Here is an 18,836-nt window from a genome sequence, read left to right on the forward strand (position 1 = left end):
CCCTTCCTTATATATTTACAATATCTTGTTTTATCATTTATCAAGGCTGAACCGCCATGCGCAAAACCATTCCTTGGGATGGGCATCCGGCGGGCAGCCAATACATTGGGTCTTAATCCGAGTATCAATGGCCTCGGCAAAATAGGCATATTCAACGAGCCCTGCGGACTTGCAGGGGTAATCGTCCAGATTTTTCCTCTGCCTTGCCAGCTGAACCCTGCATTCATTCATCTGAAATACAAAACTTTTGGGTCCCTCGTCAACAATTGTCTGCTGGTTTATGAAGGCGTACATCCTGAAATTCAAAGCTTTTTTCAGCCCTTCCAGCCCTGGATTTTCTCCCAGCCCCAAAATATTTTTTATGGCATGGGCCTCATAGGGTGAAAATTTTGTCCAACACGAATCATTGCACCGTTTGGCATCGTTCATTCCATGGTCAAACTCCACCGCCTGGAACCAGACCCCGTCATTGGCCAGCCAGGATTTGGCCACGCCGGCCATGAGCTTTTCCATGGTATCATCCTCCAGATTTACCAGGGCTTTGGGCATTTTGTTGTCCAATTCAAAGCCCAGAGTCGCGGACAGATGCTTCATGGCAATGGCCACAGAATTTTTTGTGGCCTTGTCCAAAGCCGTTAATGCTTTTTCCATACCCATCTGGTGGCGAACCTCATTAAACCAAAGACCGTGGTGAACCATGATCCGGGTGAGCATGTCAACCACCAGGGCGGATTTATCCTCTTTGCTGAACTGACCGGGACCAAAAGAATCAAGACCAACTGAATCAAAATTAGACGGAGCATCTTCCATGGGGCAAGCCTCCTTTTTTATAAAAAACCATCGTGGGTAATTTTCCAAACTAATCAATCCCTCCGCACCTTGTCAAGCACCTTGTGCATATCCGCCCTGTTTGCCTCTTTTAAATGCCTAAAAAAATAACCACCAGGATAATAAAGGTCAACGGCCAGGCAGGATAACAAGAATAAAAAGAAAGGCGCCCCAAAAACCCATAAACGGGGCCCCACAAAAGTAACCATAGAGAGGTTCGGCTGAAAATTCAATCTTGGCAAACCTGATATAAGGTAAAATCCCATAAAAAGCGGGCTTGAGCCTTAGGTCTTCTTGTTCATGATCCTGGACTCCCTAAAATCAAGTTTTATTCATCCGGACTGCCCTTTGGAGTGGACAATTGATTTTATTTTTATTAGAAATTGTCTCTAACTCCTGAATATTATCAAACATAAACGCCAGCAGAGGAGATCATGTCCATGACAGCATATCTTGGAGCCGTAGACCAGGGAACCACCAGTACACGATTTATCATCTTCGACAAAAACGGGGCCATCATCGGTTTGAGTCAGATGGAACATGACCAGATATGTAATCAGCCCGGCTGGGTTGAACACGATGCAATGCAGATCTGGAACAATACCCGGGTGGTGATCCAAAAGGCCCTTAAAAAAGCCGGCATCAAAGGAAGCGACCTGGCGGCCATTGGGGTGACCAACCAGAGAGAGACGGTTATGGCATGGGATAAAACCACAGGAGAACCGCTTTACAACGCCATTGTGTGGCAGTGCACAAGAACGGATAAAATCTGCCGGGAGTTGGACAAAGTCCATGGCCAGAACGGATTTAAAAAAATAACAGGCCTGCCCACGGCCACCTATTTTTCAGGACCGAAAATCAAGTGGATGCTCGAAAATGTACCGGCGGTAAAACAGGCCGCAGATAAAAATCAGGCCTGCTTCGGCACCATGGACACCTGGGTGGTTTGGAACCTTACCGGAGGCCCGAAAAAAGGCCGATATGTCACGGATGTGACCAATGCATCCAGAACCCTTCTCATGAATTTAACCACCCTGGAATGGGATAAAGATATACTCAAAGCCATGGGTATCAGCCTTGGCTGTCTGCCAAACATCATTGCCTCTTCAGATGCTGAAAATTTCGGAAGAACCGATCCTGAGGGTCCTTTGGGAACAGATGTCCCCATTGCCGGCGCTTTGGGTGACCAGCAGGCCGCCCTGTTCGGCCAGACCTGTTTTTCACCGGGAGAAGCCAAAAACACATACGGTACCGGGTGTTTCCTTCTATTTAACACCGGCAGTGAAATCAGGTTCTCCAGCCATGGACTGCTCACCACTCTGGGATACCAGATCGGCTCCCAGCCACCGGTGTATGCCCTGGAAGGTTCAATTGCCTATGCCGGAGCCCTGGTTCAATGGGTCAGGGACAATTTAGGGTTGATCAAAGATGCACCCCAGATTGAAACCCTGGCCAATACCGTTCCGGATAATGGGGATGTCTATTGCGTGCCTGCATTTTCAGGTCTGTTTGCCCCCTATTGGCGGTCCGATGCCAGGGGCGTGATCACAGGACTCACCCAGTTTGCAAACAAGGGACATATTGCAAGGGCCGTGCTTGAAGCGGCTGCCTTTCAGACCAAGGATATTGCCCAGGCCATCCTCAAGGATCTTGAGGATGACCAGGAAAAGGACTGGGAGCTTAAATCCCTGAAAGTAGACGGGGGCATGGTGAACAACAACACCTTGATGCAGTTCCAGGCAGACATGCTCAATGTCTCTGTCACCCGTCCCAAGGTGGCTGAGACAACGGCCCTTGGCGCCGCCTATGCCGCAGGACTGGCCGTGGGATTCTGGCCGGACACCCGGGCGCTGAAGGAAAACTGGCATGTTCATTCCACCTGGGACCCCAAAATGGAAGATGACCAGCGTGAGGACCTTTACAAAGGATGGAAAAAGGCCGTGGACCGGACCTTTGGCTGGAAGGATCAGGCGTAAGCCAGACCGCCGTCCATGATCCAGAGCTTTGCCATATCTCTCACTAAAGCCGGATTTCAGCAAGGAAAGGGACATCAATACAGCTATGTTTACCCAATAGGCTTGATTTTATACCCCTTTCCCTTTAAACTGTTAGCAGTTATAATAGGGTGAAATTCTTCAGCTTAACCTTAAAAAAGGCTCTTTCATGACGCTTAATTCCGGACATCCCCCCCATAAACACAAGGTTTTGATCGTGGCTCACAAAGTGCCCAAAGACCAGACAGTCGGCCCTGTTCTCGAAGATCTGGGCCTGGGATTTATCCACGATGAGACCGGAGAAGAGGGCCTTGAAAGCGTCAGAAAAGCAACCACTCCCTTTTCCCTGGTGCTGTGCGACCAGCGTATGCCCGGCATGAAGGGCAGCCAGTTTCTGGCAAAGGTAAAAGAAATTTCCCCTGAAACCATCCGGGTTCTGATCACGGGATATTCTGACATAAAGACCATTATCCGGGCGGTCAACAAGGGCGCGGTTCAACGGTATATCTCAAAGCCCTTAAAAAATGATGACATCACCCAAACCATCCGGTCAGGCATCGCACAATATGAAAAATACCTGGAAAGTCAGCAATTATATGGGGTGGCCAAAAAACAAAACAAAAAATTGTACGAACTCAACTGCGAGCTTATGGAAGCCACAAAGGCCACGGAAAAAAACTCACCCGTCTTGAAAAGGAAATCCTGACCATTGCGGCCCAGCTCAAACAAAAGACCGCCCAAAGGCCCCTGACCCAGGCGCAGGCCGTTGGCCTTGTGGTAAAATGTATAGATGCCATCCCGGGCGACAGCCAAAAAGAGTTGAATTTTCTGTATGAAAAGTCCATCCAGACCCTGTACAAACACTTTGAAGAACTGGCCTTGAGAAACGGAATTGAAATGCCTGATCCGCTGGGCCAAGGGGAGAACCATGACTGAGACCCCCAGAATCCTTATTCTTGAAGCAGAAGAGGCCGTAAAAAACAACACCAGACAACTATTGGAAGAACGAGGATGGGATGTGGTCTGTGAAACCGTTTCCAAAGACGCATTGGACCGCCTGGAACAGGCAGGAACCTCTTTTTTTCATCTTTTTATATCCAGTTTTAAACTTCCCAAAATGGAAGGAGATGATATTCTTGAAAAAGCCAGGGCCCTCTCCCCGTTGACCCAGCGCATGCTCATGGTCCCCTCAGACCAGTCCGAAATGGTTATCCGGGCCATCAACAAGGCTGAGATAAATGCCTGCATCGTGACCCCGGCATCGGACCAGGACCTTTTAAGCCAGGTTGAATCCAGCCTGAGAAGATTTGCCAAAGATATTAAAAATGAACGATTAAAACGGGTGATTGCCCATCAGAACAAACAAATGTTTATTGTTGCCCAGCGGCTGAAGAAAAAACATGCACTTTGCCAGGCCCGGATTAAAAACAAAACAGCAGATAAAATAAAGCTGGGTTCAAAATTGAGCCAAGCCAAAAAGCAGCGCAAAGATCCTGTAACTCTTGTAGAGAGGATTGACTTTTTCGGCATTCCCATCACTCCCCAGACCCTGATGGATGAGTTTGAAAAACTGGCCGGACACACCCGGGAACTATTTGTCAAAGCTGCGGCCCAAAAAGATCTTGACACCACCCTGCCAGAGCCCCAAACCATTATGATTGCACCGGAGACAGATCAGACAGAGACTGAACCAGACAAAAAACAAAAAATAATGGCCAAAATTCTCAGATCTGTTTTTTCCCTGGCGGAAACCCCGGATACAGACATGTCAGAGGACAAAAACAAAACCGCTGGGGAAGATGCCCTGTTAGACGAATTTATTGATGTATTGATATCCAAGGATCAGGCCCGGGCATTTATCAAGATGAAAATCCGTCCTGAAAACAAGGATGTCCTGACCACGGAAAGCCTTCTTGAATTTCTTCGCCAAAAAGGAATCAGCTTTGGCATTGTTGATGACAAGGCCATTGAGACCTGGATAGACTCTGCAACCCCGAAAGATGAAACCTTTATTGTGGCTCAGGGTAAAAAACCGATTTTAAGCACAAACGGCACCATCACCTATGAATTTGAAACCCTTTACGCCAACCCCGGAAAAATAATGGAAGATGGCCGCATTGATTTTCGGGACAGGGGTGATATCCCCTATGCAAGCAAGAATGACCTTCTGGCCACCAAAACCCCGGCCCAGGAAGGCAAGGACGGAATCAGCGTTGCCGGGTTGCCCATCCTTATAGAAGAGGCGGAAGACCCTGTCTTTACGGCCGGAAACGGCACCCGGCTTTCCCAGGACGGATTAAAAATTTACTCGACCCTGGACGGCCAGCCCCACCTGGACCCTCTGGGCGAAATCAGTGTGAACCCGGAACTTTCCATTGCCGGAGATGTGGACTTTGAGACCGGGAATATTGATTTTAAGGGAAATGTTGTTGTGGCCGGAACCATCGAGGGCGTTCAAAATTCTGTGTCAGTTGAATGAAAGCTGATATACTCAGCTAAATAAGGAGAACTGACATGACCGAAGAAAACACCGAATTTGATTTTCAAAAAGCCCTTAAAGGCATCCAGGAAGGTAAACCCTTCACAGGTAAGGGCGGCGTCCTTACATCATTAATCAAAAATCTTGCTGAAGCTGCTCTTGAAGGAGAGTTGGAGTCCCATCTCGGGCAGGAAGTTTCTGCCAACCGCCGTAATGGAAAAAGCAAAAAGACCATTAAATCCCTGGATGGTAAATTTGAGCTAAAAACCCCGCGTGACAGGGCCGGAACCTTCTCTCCACAGATCGTCAAAAACATCAGACAACGCTCAGCGATGAAATTGAAAGAAAGATAATAGCCCTTTACGGCCTGGGCATGAGTTATAATGATATGGCTTCCCATTTACAGGAAATCTATGGACTTGAGATTTCAAATGCCACTCTGAGCACCATTACCGATAAAATCATCCATACCGTCAAAGAATGGCAGGCCAGGCCGTTGGAAAATGTGTACCCAATCGTATGGTTGATGCCATACATTATAAAGTACGAGAAAACGGAAAGGTCAGCAGCAAAGCCGTTTACACAATTCTTGGGGTGAATATCGAGGGCCGCAAAGAGGTTCTTGGGCTGTACATATCCGAGAATGAGGGTGCGAACTTCTGGCTGCAGGTGTTAACAGACCTTTCAAACCGAGGGGTAAAAGATATCCTGATTGCCTGTGTTGATGGTCTAAAAGGTTTTCCCGAGGCCATTGAGACCATATTCCCGGACACAGAAGTTCAACTCTGCGTAGTCCACCAGATCCGAAATTCATTGAAATACGTTGGTTCCAAAAATAAAAAGAAATTTATGGCAGATCTAAAACGTGTTTATAAAGCGGTCAATAAGGATCTGGCCGAAGAAGAACTGGATATCTTGGAAAATAAATGGAATGACAAATACCCGATTGTGATAAAATCCTGGCGGAACAACTGGGAACGCCTCAGTCATTTCTTTAAATATCCAGAAGAGATTCGACGGATAATATACACCACAAATACCATTGAGGCTGTGCATCGACAGTTTCGAAAACTGACCAAAACAAAGGGATCATTCCCGAACCAGGACAGCCTGTTAAAGCTGCTTTACATGGGGATCCAGAACGCCAGTAAAAAATGGACAATGCCGATTCAAAATTGGTCACTGACAATTTCCCAGTTGGCAATTTTCTTTGACGGAATGTGTCAATGACAATGAGACACTTTATGCCTAAAATTAGGCTCCAATCTTATCCTTCTCTTCCTGTTCCGGTTTGTTGATCCAGGCTGCTTCTGGTAAAGCTGGTGGCCGAGGGATTTTCCCCTTAAAGCGTATTGGGTTTTTAATAAACACCTCTTTCAAAGTTCTACAGCGAGACCCATAAATCTCTTTAGCAATGCCATAATGAAACTGTTCCGGGGTTACCAGGCCAATACCAGAATGGTAATGCTCTTTATTGTAGTATCCAAAGAAATCCTGGCAAAAGGTTCTTGCATCCTCAATCGAACCAAAATGATTTGGAAATTTTGGACAATATTTCAATGTTTTAAATTGAGCTTCAGAGTAAGGGTTATCATTGCTGACGTGCGGTCTGTGTGGGTTTTGGTTACCCCTAAATCGACAAGAAGCTGGGCAACCCCTTTGGATTTCATACTGGCTCCCCGATCTGCATGAAGTCCAAGCTGACCGGGTAATATATTTTGGTTTTCACAGGACTTCTCAATAAGCCTTTTGGCCAATGCTGTTTGTTCCCTATGGGCGACCATCCAGCCGACAACATACCTGCTGAAAATATCCATGATTACATACAGATAGAAATAAGTCCATTTTGTGACGCTTTTCAACTTGGTAATATCCCAGGACCAGACCTGATTCGGTCCGGTTGCCAGCAATTCAGGTTTTTTATATTTCGGGCGATTTACCTGCCGTCTTCGTTCCGGCACAGAACCATGTTCTTTGTGAAGAAGCCGATACATCGTTCTGATGGAGCAATAGTATTTTCCTTTCTTTATCAAGAAGAGAGGCATAGACCTGGTATGGGGCCTGGTCTCGATACGTGTCCGAGTGAAGAATATCCAAAACCGTTTGTTGTTCATCAGGATTCAAAGAAAGAGGAGAGCTGCCCCGCTTTGATTTCACCTGTTTTTTCGGAGAATAAAACCTATAAAAAGATGAGCGAGGGACACCGAAAGCCTCACATGAAGGCTTTTTCCCAAGATCGTGACTTAACGTTAGGGCGGCATTCATCAGTCGTCTCCTTTGAGGTCGTCCAGATTTTGTTGGATTCCCAGGATCTGAAATTTTTTTTTTTTTGGGCTTCAATGATGAGTTCCGCCTGTTTTAACTTATGCTCTAATTTAGATTTTTCTTTTTGAAGTCTGGCGACCTCTGTTGCCAATGGGTTCTTCTCTTTGGATTTCCTCCCTCGCTTTCGAGGTGCCATGGCGTTGAGAAGTCCTTTATTCCGGGCTTTGCGCCAATCGGCTAAATTTGAAGAATAGAGGCCCTCTCTTCGAAGTATCCTACCTATTCCTCCGGATTCATTGCAGTTTTCAACCTCTTGGAGAATACGCAGTTTATAAGAAGCAGTGAAATTACGCCGGGGCTTTTTCTCAGGAACTTCAGGATCAGTGATTGAATCCTGTCCCCCCAAGGAGGCACCAATTCCAGTCGCCCTATGGGCTCCTTCCATTGGTGCCTCCTTGGGGACTGCCTGTTTTTCGGACTCTGGTAGTGGGTTCATTTTTATCGGTTTCATATAAGTATTGCCTTACCCGCCCTACACTAATTTATCAAGGGGTAAGTGTCTCACTTATATTGTCACAGAGGGGAAGGCCGGCTGGATAAAGAGCTGGGAATTTGATAGGGATTTATTTACAGATGGAAAAGATGGTTCCAGGAACTCCACTCCAGCAAAAGTCAACTCCTCCGACGTGGCTGATTGAAGGCCCATTCTCGGACCTGACTTTTACTTCCGCTGGCGCTGAGGCAGATCCGGGAACCGAAACCGTGACACAGAATTCTGAACATTCCCGAACCATCAAGGAAGGCTTTACCGTTAAAGGCATCAATCTGACGGCCAAAGAAATTGAGGGTGCAGTGATTGATCTGACCGGTGATCTGCATATCTCAGACGGGATCAATGATGCCACCATCAATTCCAAGGGAAATATCTTTGCCAAATTTATCAATAATTCAAAGGTCAGCGCCTTTGGAGACCTGGAAATTCAAAAAGAGATCATTGATTCAAACATCATGTTGTCCGGGTGTTGTAAAAATCCCGGGGGCGTAATTATATCCTCACAAATTATTGCAAAGGCAGGAATTGAGGCAGGCAAAATCGGCACGGAGACTTCCGACCCGGTCCAGCTCAAGGTCGGGGTAGACGAACATATCAGAACCCAGACGGCCCTGATCGATGGCCAGATCCAAAAATCTTTGGACCAGCTTCAGGAGACAAAAGAAAAAATACAAACCATCGAACAAGAGGATCAGCAGCTTTACCAGCTCATCACGGAAAAAGCCCAGGCCCAGGAAATGGCAGAAAGACAGATCAAAGAAACAAAATTAGAATTGACCCAGCTCAAAAAAGCAAATGATGAACCCAGGTTGAACCAGGCCCTGGAACAATTAAAAACATTGGCGCAGACAGCCAAAACAGCAGAAACTGAATTGAACACCATCTTTCAAACCCAGGACCGGTATGCCAGGGAAACAGAACAATTAAAAACCCGGATCGACCAAATAGAAAACGCCAACAAACTTTTGGTTCTCAAGAAAAAAGGGCTGCGGGAATTTTCAAACAAAGCCCAAGCCTCACCCAAAATCCTGGTTCAGGGCAGCATTACCCAGAATACCATGATTGCAGGGCCCAATACCAGCCTCACCCTCATGGAAGACCACCGCAAATGCACGATCATGGAAAAGGCCATGGAAGAAGGCGGGCTTCACTATTCTACCATGGATATTTTAGATCAATAAGACCCTGCTATCCCGGATCAAACCTCTGGCACAAGGAGATATAATACTCTCCTTCACGGATTTTTCCCCGTTTTATGCACCCGTTTCCATACACCCTGGATTTTTTCACAAGCACATCAATTGCGGCCGTTTTTTGATCACAGGTCAATGTTTTTTCCCGGATCAGGTTTAAAATCGCCTTGATCCTGTACTTATCCTGGGAGTGGGAGGCAGAGAGCTGATCATCATGGCCCCCGTATTTAACGGTGCACGGGGTATCCACCAGATAGACCGGAATATCCCTTGAGATGCGCAGCCACAGATCATAATCCTCACACACGGGAAAATCTTCGTTGAACATGCCCTTAAGATCAAACAAGGTCCTGCGCATCATCACGGCAGAAGGACTTACCAGGCAGAGCTTCAGACTATGCTCGAAAATAAAGCCTGAAGGCTTTTTATGCTTGACCCTGGGATTGACCCGTTTTCCGTTCCTGATCCAGATCTCTTCGGTCTGGCAGATCATGGCATGGGGATGGGCCCTGAAAAAATCCATCTGCACCATAAGTTTATCCCGGGTCCATTCATCATCTGAATCCAGCAGGGCAATAAAGGCGCCTGAGCTTTCCCGGATTCCTGTATTCCTGGCACCCGAGACCCCCATATTGGGCTGGATAATCACCCGGATCTGATCTTTGTATCCATCCAGAAGCGCCCTGGTATTGTCGGTGGAACCGTCATCCACAACAATCAGTTCAATGGAGGGGTAATCCTGGGCCAACACCGAATCCACCGCTCTTTTCAGGACATGGGCCCGGTTAAAGGTGGGGATAATCACCGAGACCTGATTTTCTTTTATCGTTGCCATGGCCAAAGGTTATATCACTATCGCCGGGCCGGGTAAATCTTGAAATTCTCACTCTCTTTTTATTGCCCTTGCCTGCCCAAAATCCTAATCAGCGAAATTTTCATGGGATTAAAAAAAAACAACAAAAGAGTAACCCCTTATTGACGACGATAATCTTCAGACAAAAACGTAAATTTTATCCACGCGGATACTGGTCTAACCTATTTTTTTTCTTGCTTTTTTACCTGGAATAAAAAACAATGAATTTCGTTCATCTTTAATGAGAGAAATCCTTGACATACGAAATCAAATCGCTTAATGAAGTGCCTTGTTTTTTGGCTAGCTTTATCTATTTAAGAGGGAATTATGGGAAAAGGCAAATCAGTCACACATGTAATCGACAAGGAATGGTGTAAAGGGTGCGGCATCTGCGTTCATTTCTGTCCCAAAAAAGTGCTTGAATTGGACAAGCAGGGAAAAGTGGAAGCAGTTCGCCCGGAAGACTGTATCGCATGCATGCTTTGCGAACTTAGATGCCCGGATCTGGCAATTCAAATCAAAGAAAATCAGGAAGGGGAAAATGACTAACACATCGAATATCAGGTTTGTTCAGGGGAATGAAGCCTGTGTTGAGGGTGCCCTGTACGCAGGTATCAATTTCTTCGCCGGCTACCCGATTACTCCGTCCACTGAAATCGCAGAACACCTGGCAGGAAGACTGCCTGAGGTTGGTGGTAAATTCATCCAGATGGAAGACGAAATCGCTTCCATGGGGGCTATTATCGGTGCATCGCTCACCGGCAGCAAGGTCATGACCGCAACCTCGGGGCCCGGCTTTTCTATGAAACAGGAAGCTTTGGGCTATGCCTGCATGGCAGAAATCCCCTGTGTCATTGCCAATGTACAAAGGGGGGGGCCCTCCACAGGAAATCCCACCCATGTCAGCCAGGGGGATATCAACCAGGCCCGATGGGGCACCCATGGGGATCATGCCATCATTGCCCTGACCGCTTCCAACCACCAGGATGTATTTGAGATGACGGTTGAGGCCTTTAACCTGGCAGAGACTTACAGGACACCGGTCATCCTTTTGTTTGACGAAGTCATCGGCCATATGCGGGAAAAACTGATCATCCCTGAAAAAGGAGAGTTGCCTGTTGTTGACCGCCTTAGGACCTCGGTGCCCAAGGGTGTGGATTATCACCCTTACCTGCCCCGGGAAGACGGCAGGCTGCCCATGTCAGATTTCGGTGCAGAACACCGGTATAATGTCACCGGTCTTTTCCATGACATGTGGGGATTTCCCAACAACGATCCCAAGGTGGTCAGCGAACTGCTCCGCCACTTGGTGGATAAGATTGAAAACAACTGGGAGAACATCTGCATGTACAAGGAGCATTGGCTGGATGATGCAGACTATGTGCTGGTCTCCTATGGTTCCTCTGCCCGGTCTGCCAAACATATTGCCAAAAACCGGAGGAAAAGAGGGGTAAAAATCGGTGTGCTTGAGCTCCAGACCATCTGGCCCTTTCCCACAGAAATCGTCAGACAAAAGTGTGCCAATGCAAAGGCCGTTCTCGTGGTTGAAATGAACATGGGCCAGGTGGTCACCCAGGTCAAAAGTGCGGTGGACAACCCGGAAAAAGTCTTTTTAGCCAACCGGATTGACGGTCAGCTCATCTCACCCACGGATATCAAAACAGTCTTGAGAATGATCCAGGGAAAGGGGGTCTAACATGAGTACCAATACAGAGTTTGATTTTAAAGACTATGTCAGGGGCAGATACTTTCCCCATATGTGGTGTCCTGGATGCGGCCATGGTATTGTCCTGGGTTCTTTGCTCCGGGCCATCCACGAGCTGGAGCTGGATAAAAACGAAATTGTCATGACTTCCGGGATCGGTTGTTCTTCCAGGATTTCAGGGTATGTGGATTTTCACTCCCTTCACACCATTCATGGAAGAGCCCTGTCCTTTGCCACGGGCGTTAAAATGTCACGACCCAACCTCAAGGCCATTGTGCCCATGGGTGACGGGGATGCCCTGGCCATCGGCGGCAATCATTTTATCCATGCGGCCCGGAGAAATATAGACATCACGGCCATTGTGATGAACAATAAAATCTACGGAATGACAGGGGGCCAGTTTTCTCCTCTGTCAGGACCCGGCAAAAAAGCCACAACAGCTCCTTACTCGACCATTGACAACGATTTTGACGTGGTGAAACTGGCTGCGGCCGCAGGGGCATCTTTTGTGGCAAGGTCCACCACCTTCCATGCCAAGGAAGCCAAAGATATCCTGAAAAAGGCCATCATGCACAAGGGATTTTCCGTGGTTGAAATCATGAGCCAGTGCCCCACCTATTACGGGCGTAAAAACAAGGAGGGGGATGCCGCCCAGATGATGGAGGGCTATAGAACCAATACGGTAAAAATCGGATCCAAAAAACTGGAAAACAATCCCGAGCTCATCCAAAGGGGCATCTTTGTGGAAGATACGGGCAGGCCTGAATATTGCGAAGCCTATGACCAGGTGATTGAAAAAGCAATGAAAGGAAAAGCATAATGGAACGTTCAAGACTTGTGTTTTCGGGTTCAGGCGGCCAGGGCGTGATCACCGCTGCCATTATTCTTGCCAAGGCTGCAGCCATCTATGAAAACAAAAATGCCATCCAGTCTCAGAGTTACGGGGCCGCTGCCAGGGGCGGCGCCACCCGGAGCGATATATTGATTGCAGATACTGAAATTTTATTTCCCAAGGTGCGCCAGCCCAATATCCTGGTGAGCCTTACCCAGGAAAGCTATGGAAAATTTTCCCCGATCCTTCGGCCCGGCGGACTATTGCTCATGGATTCCAGGTTTGTGACCATGGAAAAAAAAGTGGCTGCCCACCATGTGGCCCTGCCCATGTATGATACGGTCATGGAAAAAATCGGCAAGCCCATTGTATTCAACATCTGCATGCTGGGTACCCTCATCGGGCTGACCCGTGTGGTCAAACCCGAGTCCATCCTCAAGGTCCTTGAAACCACGATTCCAAAAGATTTCATGGATATGAACAAAACAGCGCTTCAACTGGGGTTTGATATGGGTGAATCCCAGGCCTAAAACCAGACAGGATAAAAAAAAGGCCTGCTGCCTGACCAGGGCCGCAGGCCTTTTTTTATATTTTAAACCTTATTCGGGCTCATCTTGGGAATCGGCGGTGGCCGGGGGCACGGCAGCGGGAAAAAGATCTTCCAGGTTCAGGCCTTTAATTTTTTTCAAGCAGTCTGACAGGGCCTCTTCTTCTGTATTTCCCGCCCCCTGATGCTCGGTCAAACGATATTCACCAAATTGGGCACGGCAATAAAATCGCCTGCCAGCTTGCCCTGAATCCGTTTATGGACATCAATGTATATCATCCGGCCATTGCGGATAAGGTTGTACCGGGTCACCCGGGTTAAAATATCACTGACATGAAGTTCCATTTGATTTTCTCCTTTTTTTAAGGTAGACCTGCCATACTTTCAGCCTGTTTTCAAGGGCTTTCTTTTAACCCTTGGGCAGGTGGTATTGACTTGATCCCCCCAAGGGGGCATTATTGGCTTTTTAACACCAAGACAAAGAGATAATTTCCATGCCTGTCCAGCCTCCCTGCCGTAACAGCAATAAGGCCCAAACCCGTGAACTGATTGCTGACTGGCAAACCCTTTACCGGGTCTTTATCCGCCCTGAAGATGAAAACTCCAAAAAAACCCTGATCAAGTATATGGAGCAAATCCTGTTCGGGCTTCACGATTTTCTGAACCAGAATGTAGGTGTCACAGAAGAGATAAGCCTGGCACAGCTCTCCAAAAAATTCACAGAGGTCGCCATCAACCGGCAACCCCAAAAAAAGCTTGAACAGGTCATTAAGGATATTATCACACAAATTGCCCCCAGGGCTGTAAATGTCGCCTCCCCCTACTTTATCGGACACATGACCTCTGCCATCCCCTTTTTCATGGTTCACCTCAAGGCCATTACTGCGGCCTTAAACCAGAACCTCATCAAGGTAGAGACCTCCAAAGTCCTTTCCGTATTGGAAAAACAGGTGCTGGCCAAAATGCATTGCATGATTTTTAAAAAAGATAATGCGTTTTACCGTGAACATGTCCAGAATACAAGGACAGCACTGGGCTCATTTACCACCGGCGGCACCACTGCAAATATGACGGCCCTGTGGGTGGCCAGAAATCACTTGTTTCCTGCCAAGAACGATTTTTCAAGCGTTGAAGAAAACGGCCTTTTGCAAGCCATGATTGCCCACGGTACCCAGAGGGTGGTCATCATTGTGTCCAAACGGGGACATTTTTCTTTAAAAAAAGCCGGGGGGCTCCTGGGCATCGGCAACCAGAACCTCATTGGGGTGGACGTGGACCAGAACCGGGCCATAGATCTTGGCAAACTCGAATCAACGATTAAAGCCCTTAAAAAAGAAGGCCGAACAAAAATTGCCGCCATCGTGGGACTTGCCGGGGCCACCGAGACCGGGGTGATTGATCCTCTGCCAGCCCTGGCAGATATTTGTGAACGTGAAAAAATTCATTTCCACGTGGATGCAGCCTGGGGCGGGCCGGTACTCTTATCGGAACAATATTCCCACCTTTTGGCTGGGATCGAACGGGCCGATTCTGTCACCATTGACTGCCACAAACAGTTTTACATGCCCATGACTGCCGGCATGGTCTATTTCAAGGATCCCAATGCCCTGGACTCTATTGCCTACCATGCACGGTATGTGAACCGGAAAGGATCTGTGGACCTGGGGATAAAAACCCTTGAAGGCTCAAGGGAAGCCTCTTCTCTCATACTGGATGCCGCCCTTAAGATTATGGGCGCAAGGGGCTACGGCCTCATGATCGACCACGGCATTGAAACGGCCAGGGCCTTTGCCGAAAAAATCAAGGCCAGACCCCTGTTTGAGCTGGTCTCCTCACCGGTCTTGAATATTCTCACCTACAGGGTGGTGCCCGAAAAAATCAAACAGGCACTAAGCCTGGCCGGCGAGAAAGAAAAAAGAGAACTCAACAGCACCCTGGACCAAATCAATAAAAATATCCAGCGCATTCAGCGGGAGGCCGGCAAAAGCTTTGTATCCAGAACCCGGCTGAAACTTGATCCCGCAGAGGAACAGAATGTAGTAGTCCTAAGATCGGTAATCATGAATCCTTTGACCACTCCTGATATCCTGGATGATATTTTGGATGAGCAGGAAGCGATCCTGTCCACTCTCAACACGGTCAAATTTTAAACCCGCCGACCCGGCCTGCAAATGGATCAGAGCAGGCCTGCGGTTTTCATCTCGGCAATGACCAGGGCCACGGCCTCTTTGGCGATCTTCTGATCTGAAGAGGGATTTTGGCTGCTTGTCATACCGCTCCAGACCAGCTTTTGGGTGTCCACGCAAAAGAGTGTGGTTTCAAGATTGACAATGGTATCTGTCACCGTATACCCGGGCTGATAAACCGAATGATAAGAGGCCCCATAATACCCGTAAAGCCCATGCCGGACGCCCATGGACGGATAGTAGTCCACCCGCGGCGGAACCACCCGTTCTTTTTCTTTGACCCCCACAAGCCTTGCAATGATCACCCCGTCAGCCCGGCCTTTTTAACGGCCTCACGGATCTCTTGTTTTTCATCATAATCCTTTACATCAGGCATGAGGGTATAACCGCCTACAGCCCGGGTATCCTGGGCTTCCAGGGCCTGGACCAGGGCATCCTCGTAAATCCTCCGGTTGACTTCCTGGTTAAAAACCCCGAGAACCAGTATCCGCTTGAAGGGTTTTGTCGAAAAGGTCTTGTCATGCCAGGAGTTTACAAGCTTTGTGGAAGCGCACCCCCCCCCAGGTAAGCGAACAAAAAACCAATACCATTACCCAGAAAATGGTCCCCTTTTTTATCCTTTCCATTCCCCGAACTCTCCTTTTAAATATGGGGATCATAGCCCCTCATAGATATCGTCATTATACCCGATAAAAATCTTTGTCCCGGTTTTTACGGCAGGCGCCCTGAGGTTTCCGGACCGTCCCATGGCGGCCTTGAGAATCGCTTTTTTGGAATTTTGATCCGGTTCAAATGCCAGCACCTTTTTTCCCTTTCCAATATAGACCTTTGGCCGGGTGCAGATCAATTTCCAGGCCTGGTCATAATTAATTTTTTCTTTTCTGGCATCAATGACCTGGTCAAGCTGAACATCATTTTGCTCAAAATACCGTTGAGCTTTTGTGCAGGAGACTCAGCCCTTTCTCATATAGGCCCATTCAATCGTCATAGGGTTTTCCTTTTTTATCATATTGTTTTTTTAAAACCTGTGAATCAAAAAACTATACCCGCACCCCAAGGTTTGATTCAAGAGAAAAGATATTCAAACAGGGGTAAGCATGCAAACAAACCCAGCCGGCACGGGATATCCATACAAATGAAATACTCGAACACTATTCATTCTCTTTGCCGGCATTATTTTTCATTAACCCCTTTGCCGGTTGTCCAGAATTTGACTTGAATTTCATTTAAAAGGGTAAATCCTAAAATCATTATCCCGCCCATGATCTGGAACAGGTTCATTGATTCGTTTAAAATCATCACAGAGATCAAAATCGCCACAAGGGGATCAATATAGCTGAAAATGGCGGCTTCCTGCCCTGTCAAATCCTTGAGAGATGAAAAATACAGGCAATAGGTGATGCCGGTGTGCACAAGGCCCAGAACGAAAAGATTGGCAAAGCCCCAGGCGTTCAGGTTGCCCAGGCTGATACCTGTTGTGAAAAAAAGATAGGGCATGAGAATCGTAATGGCGGCAAAAAACTGGATCAGGGTCCTGTCGATTCCGGTCACAGACTTTATATATTTGTTGAGAATGATCACCCCGGCATAGAACACGGCCGCGCAGAGGCCGAACCCGATCCCGGCCAAATGTCCGGAGTTCATACCGGCACCGGAGACCCCGATGACCATGACAAGCCCTGCACTTGCCATGAAAAAACAGATCACCTGTTTCAGACTTAATGTTTCCTTGAACAATAAAGGAGAGGAGACCATGACAATCACAGGGGCAAAATAATAGCTCAGGGTTGCAATGGAGACAGAAGTATGGATATAGGCCTTAAAGAGAAAAATCCAATTAAAGGCCATGGCAGCACCGGAAACAAAAAGAATGGGGATCTCTTTTCGTATTGAAGCAGGAAAAATGGCCTCTTTGACAGCAAGCTTGTAAATGATGATGGATACCGCAGCAATCAACGCCCTGAACAGAGCAATTTCTCCGGCAGTCAAATCAATATTTTTCACAAAAAGGGCAAGGGTGCCAAAAACGGTCATGGAAAAAATGATTTTCAGCTTGGCACCCATGTCAATGTCTCCCTTTAATATGTAAATTTAAAGGTCTGTCCCCAACCAAAGGAGAACTACCCGGGTCCATAACTCTTTGATCCAGGTTAATATCATACTATAAATCGGGCCAACCATGGATAAAGTGTTTGCACGGGTTTGTCAATTATTTCTCCTTTTCCCTGACCCACCATACAATACCATCTTCTTTGTTGCCTTGGGTTGCACCTCACTGCGGAGTACAACTTATACACCTCATTCGTCGCTTGTTTGGCACCGCAACATGGTACCGCCTGGTGGCCCAAAAAGCACGAAACATCCCCATATTTAAGCAAATATAAAATTAGGCGGTGAATTTGGGCAGGTTCAAGGCCAAAGCGCTTTGCATTGGACACATCCGGTTGTCCGGCCTTTGGCCAAATTCAAAGACTGCTTGACAAATGCCGCATATTTTCTTTATCTCATGTACAAGCCCTTGAGCTTTTCAGCCTGTCTGAAACGGGTTAAAAAACCCGGGGAATGAGATATTTTTTTCAAGGCAGCAATTCAAGGCAACAAAAGCGTGGGGATACCCATCCCCGCAAAAGGAGACCATGAAAAAAATTTTAGGGGTCATCTGGGTCATCATCCTGGTCTTTTCTTCCCCGGTCCCGGCAGAAGAAACAGATGCAAAAGCCCTTATTGCCAGGGCCTGGGATCATATGCGGGGAACCACCTCGGTCTCTGTGGTACATATGACCGTTCACAGAAGTGACTGGGAAAGAAAATCCACGATCAAGGCCTGGACAAAGGGGCGAAAAAATTCCATTTTCCAGATCCTGGCCCCGAAAAAAGACAAGGGCAACGGCACCTTAAAGCTCGGGCCGGACATGTGGACCTTCAACCCCAAGATCAACCGGATAATCAAAATCCCGCCGTCCATGATGTCCCAGTCCTGGATGGGGTCGGATTTTTCCAACAATGACCTGTCCAAGGCAGATTCCATTCTCAACGATTATACCCACAAGATTGTTGAAACGAACAAAGTCCTGGCCATGACTGTATACACCATCAAGGCCCTTCCCAAACCACAGGCCCCGGTAATCTGGGGAATGCAGACGCTCAAAATCCGGAAAGACGGCATTCTTCTGGAACAATCCTTCCATGATGAAGATATGGCACCGGTAAAAATCATGACCACGGATAAAATTGCCGATATCGGAGGCAGGCCCTTTCCTGCCCAATGGACCATGAGGTCCGTGGATGCCGAATCAAAAGAAGACTACACCCTTTTAGAGTATGAAGATCTCAAGTTTGACATCCCCCTTAAAAAAAATCTATTCACCATTAATGCCCTGAAGCATCCTTTGAGGTAACCA

Annotated in this window: 19 protein-coding genes and 2 pseudogenes; 12 read left to right on the forward strand and 9 right to left on the reverse strand. The window is 47.5% G+C overall.

Features of this window, described 5'->3' with window-relative positions; translation table 11 throughout:
• Window positions 1-33: 33 nt before the first annotated feature.
• Window positions 34-726 (reverse strand): cytosolic protein, encoded by a 693-nt coding sequence (locus tag HUN05_19185; protein ID WDP88145.1) that lies wholly within the window; start codon window positions 724-726, stop codon window positions 34-36.
• 542 nt (window positions 727-1,268) lie between these two features.
• Here HUN05_19185 and glpK point away from each other — a divergent pair.
• From glpK to HUN05_19210, 5 genes and pseudogenes are all read left to right on the forward strand, one after another.
• Window positions 1,269-2,804, forward strand: coding sequence for a glycerol kinase GlpK (glpK, locus tag HUN05_19190; GenBank protein ID WDP86989.1), 1,536 nt, complete (start codon window positions 1,269-1,271; stop codon window positions 2,802-2,804).
• Window positions 2,805-3,039: 235 nt separating this feature from the next.
• Window positions 3,040-3,528: a response regulator gene (locus HUN05_19195; GenBank protein ID WDP86990.1), complete on the forward strand. Its 489-nt coding sequence runs from the start codon at window positions 3,040-3,042 to the stop codon at window positions 3,526-3,528.
• A gap of 68 nt (window positions 3,529-3,596) precedes the next feature.
• Window positions 3,597-3,758: a hypothetical protein gene (locus HUN05_19200; GenBank protein WDP86991.1), complete on the forward strand. Its 162-nt coding sequence runs from the start codon at window positions 3,597-3,599 to the stop codon at window positions 3,756-3,758.
• Window positions 3,751-5,301: a DUF342 domain-containing protein gene (locus HUN05_19205; GenBank protein WDP86992.1), complete on the forward strand. Its 1,551-nt coding sequence runs from the start codon at window positions 3,751-3,753 to the stop codon at window positions 5,299-5,301. The genes HUN05_19200 and HUN05_19205 overlap by 8 nt, the downstream gene beginning before the upstream one ends.
• A 35-nt stretch (window positions 5,302-5,336) precedes the next feature.
• Window positions 5,337-6,531, forward strand: a pseudogene (locus tag HUN05_19210) (IS256 family transposase).
• A gap of 24 nt (window positions 6,532-6,555) precedes the next feature.
• Here the strand turns inward: HUN05_19210 and HUN05_19215 are convergent.
• Window positions 6,556-7,569, reverse strand: a pseudogene (locus HUN05_19215) (IS3 family transposase).
• Window positions 7,514-8,077, reverse strand: a complete 564-nt coding sequence (locus tag HUN05_19220) for a hypothetical protein (GenBank protein WDP86993.1) — start codon at window positions 8,075-8,077, stop codon at window positions 7,514-7,516. Before HUN05_19220 ends, HUN05_19215 begins: the two are co-directional and overlap by 56 nt.
• A gap of 251 nt (window positions 8,078-8,328) precedes the next feature.
• Here HUN05_19220 and HUN05_19225 point away from each other — a divergent pair, with 251 nt between their 5' ends.
• The gene (locus tag HUN05_19225; GenBank protein ID WDP86994.1) at window positions 8,329-9,300 is read left to right on the forward strand and encodes a DUF342 domain-containing protein; all 972 of its coding nucleotides are present in this window, start codon (window positions 8,329-8,331) and stop codon (window positions 9,298-9,300) included.
• Window positions 9,301-9,307: 7 nt separating this feature from the next.
• Here HUN05_19225 and HUN05_19230 read toward each other — a convergent pair whose 3' ends face one another.
• Window positions 9,308-10,147, reverse strand: a complete 840-nt coding sequence (locus HUN05_19230) for a glycosyltransferase (protein WDP86995.1) — start codon at window positions 10,145-10,147, stop codon at window positions 9,308-9,310.
• Between the two features lie 345 nt (window positions 10,148-10,492).
• Here HUN05_19230 and HUN05_19235 point away from each other — a divergent pair, with 345 nt between their 5' ends.
• From HUN05_19235 to HUN05_19250, 4 genes are read left to right on the forward strand one after another with little or no spacing between them, the layout of a single operon-like run.
• Window positions 10,493-10,714 (forward strand): 4Fe-4S binding protein, encoded by a 222-nt coding sequence (locus HUN05_19235; protein ID WDP86996.1) that lies wholly within the window; start codon window positions 10,493-10,495, stop codon window positions 10,712-10,714.
• The gene (locus tag HUN05_19240; GenBank protein WDP86997.1) at window positions 10,707-11,861 is read left to right on the forward strand and encodes a 2-oxoacid:acceptor oxidoreductase subunit alpha; all 1,155 of its coding nucleotides are present in this window, start codon (window positions 10,707-10,709) and stop codon (window positions 11,859-11,861) included. Before HUN05_19235 ends, HUN05_19240 begins: the two co-directional genes overlap by 8 nt.
• 1 nt (window position 11,862) lies before the next feature.
• A complete protein-coding gene (locus HUN05_19245; protein ID WDP86998.1) occupies window positions 11,863-12,690 on the forward strand; it encodes a 2-oxoacid:ferredoxin oxidoreductase subunit beta in 828 nt (275 codons plus the stop codon).
• A complete protein-coding gene (locus tag HUN05_19250; protein WDP86999.1) occupies window positions 12,690-13,232 on the forward strand; it encodes a 2-oxoacid:acceptor oxidoreductase family protein in 543 nt (180 codons plus the stop codon). The genes HUN05_19245 and HUN05_19250 overlap by 1 nt, the downstream gene beginning before the upstream one ends.
• Before the next feature lie 69 nt (window positions 13,233-13,301).
• Here the strand turns inward: HUN05_19250 and HUN05_19255 are convergent, their stop codons facing one another.
• The gene (locus tag HUN05_19255; protein ID WDP87000.1) at window positions 13,302-13,445 is read right to left on the reverse strand and encodes a hypothetical protein; all 144 of its coding nucleotides are present in this window, start codon (window positions 13,443-13,445) and stop codon (window positions 13,302-13,304) included.
• Window positions 13,442-13,594, reverse strand: coding sequence for a hypothetical protein (locus HUN05_19260; protein WDP87001.1), 153 nt, complete (start codon window positions 13,592-13,594; stop codon window positions 13,442-13,444). The genes HUN05_19255 and HUN05_19260 overlap by 4 nt, the downstream gene beginning before the upstream one ends.
• Before the next feature lie 149 nt (window positions 13,595-13,743).
• Between HUN05_19260 and panP the strand changes: the two genes are divergently transcribed.
• Window positions 13,744-15,399 carry a putative pyridoxal-dependent aspartate 1-decarboxylase gene (gene panP, locus HUN05_19265; GenBank protein ID WDP87002.1) on the forward strand — a complete coding sequence of 552 codons (1,656 nt, stop codon included), beginning with the start codon at window positions 13,744-13,746 and terminating at the stop codon, window positions 15,397-15,399.
• A gap of 26 nt (window positions 15,400-15,425) precedes the next feature.
• Here panP and HUN05_19270 read toward each other — a convergent pair whose 3' ends face one another.
• From HUN05_19270 to HUN05_19280, 3 genes are all read right to left on the reverse strand, one after another.
• A complete protein-coding gene (locus tag HUN05_19270; protein ID WDP87003.1) occupies window positions 15,426-15,740 on the reverse strand; it encodes a hypothetical protein in 315 nt (104 codons plus the stop codon).
• 350 nt (window positions 15,741-16,090) lie between these two features.
• On the reverse strand, window positions 16,091-16,282 hold the full coding sequence (locus tag HUN05_19275) for a hypothetical protein (protein ID WDP87004.1): 192 nt from the start codon (window positions 16,280-16,282) through the stop codon (window positions 16,091-16,093).
• 326 nt (window positions 16,283-16,608) lie between these two features.
• Window positions 16,609-17,499 carry a DMT family transporter gene (locus HUN05_19280; GenBank protein ID WDP87005.1) on the reverse strand — a complete coding sequence of 297 codons (891 nt, stop codon included), beginning with the start codon at window positions 17,497-17,499 and terminating at the stop codon, window positions 16,609-16,611.
• A gap of 572 nt (window positions 17,500-18,071) precedes the next feature.
• On the opposite strand from HUN05_19280, the gene HUN05_19285 reads away from it, so the two are divergent.
• Complete coding sequence (locus HUN05_19285) at window positions 18,072-18,833, forward strand: outer membrane lipoprotein-sorting protein (GenBank protein WDP87006.1); 762 nt, start codon at window positions 18,072-18,074, stop codon at window positions 18,831-18,833.
• The last annotated feature ends 3 nt before the right edge of the window (window positions 18,834-18,836 follow it).

Origin of the sequence: Desulfobacter sp. (assembly GCA_028768545.1) — a bacterium.
GTDB lineage: Bacteria > Desulfobacterota > Desulfobacteria > Desulfobacterales > Desulfobacteraceae > Desulfobacter.

What these genes read in the sequence shown, in the direction of transcription:
- glpK (WDP86989.1), top strand. Translation starts at nt 1,269, where the DNA reads ATGACAGCATATCTTGGAGCCGTAGACCAGGGAACCACCAGTACACGA.
- HUN05_19205 (WDP86992.1), top strand. Translation starts at nt 3,751, where the DNA reads ATGACTGAGACCCCCAGAATCCTTATTCTTGAAGCAGAAGAGGCCGTA.
- HUN05_19220 (WDP86993.1), bottom strand. Translation starts at nt 8,077, where the DNA reads ATGAAACCGATAAAAATGAACCCACTACCAGAGTCCGAAAAACAGGCA.
- HUN05_19230 (WDP86995.1), bottom strand. Translation starts at nt 10,147, where the DNA reads ATGGCAACGATAAAAGAAAATCAGGTCTCGGTGATTATCCCCACCTTT.
- HUN05_19235 (WDP86996.1), top strand. Translation starts at nt 10,493, where the DNA reads ATGGGAAAAGGCAAATCAGTCACACATGTAATCGACAAGGAATGGTGT.
- HUN05_19240 (WDP86997.1), top strand. Translation starts at nt 10,707, where the DNA reads ATGACTAACACATCGAATATCAGGTTTGTTCAGGGGAATGAAGCCTGT.
- HUN05_19245 (WDP86998.1), top strand. Translation starts at nt 11,863, where the DNA reads ATGAGTACCAATACAGAGTTTGATTTTAAAGACTATGTCAGGGGCAGA.
- HUN05_19250 (WDP86999.1), top strand. Translation starts at nt 12,690, where the DNA reads ATGGAACGTTCAAGACTTGTGTTTTCGGGTTCAGGCGGCCAGGGCGTG.
- HUN05_19260 (WDP87001.1), bottom strand. Translation starts at nt 13,594, where the DNA reads ATGGAACTTCATGTCAGTGATATTTTAACCCGGGTGACCCGGTACAAC.
- panP (WDP87002.1), top strand. Translation starts at nt 13,744, where the DNA reads ATGCCTGTCCAGCCTCCCTGCCGTAACAGCAATAAGGCCCAAACCCGT.
- HUN05_19280 (WDP87005.1), bottom strand. Translation starts at nt 17,499, where the DNA reads ATGGGTGCCAAGCTGAAAATCATTTTTTCCATGACCGTTTTTGGCACC.
- HUN05_19285 (WDP87006.1), top strand. Translation starts at nt 18,072, where the DNA reads ATGAAAAAAATTTTAGGGGTCATCTGGGTCATCATCCTGGTCTTTTCT.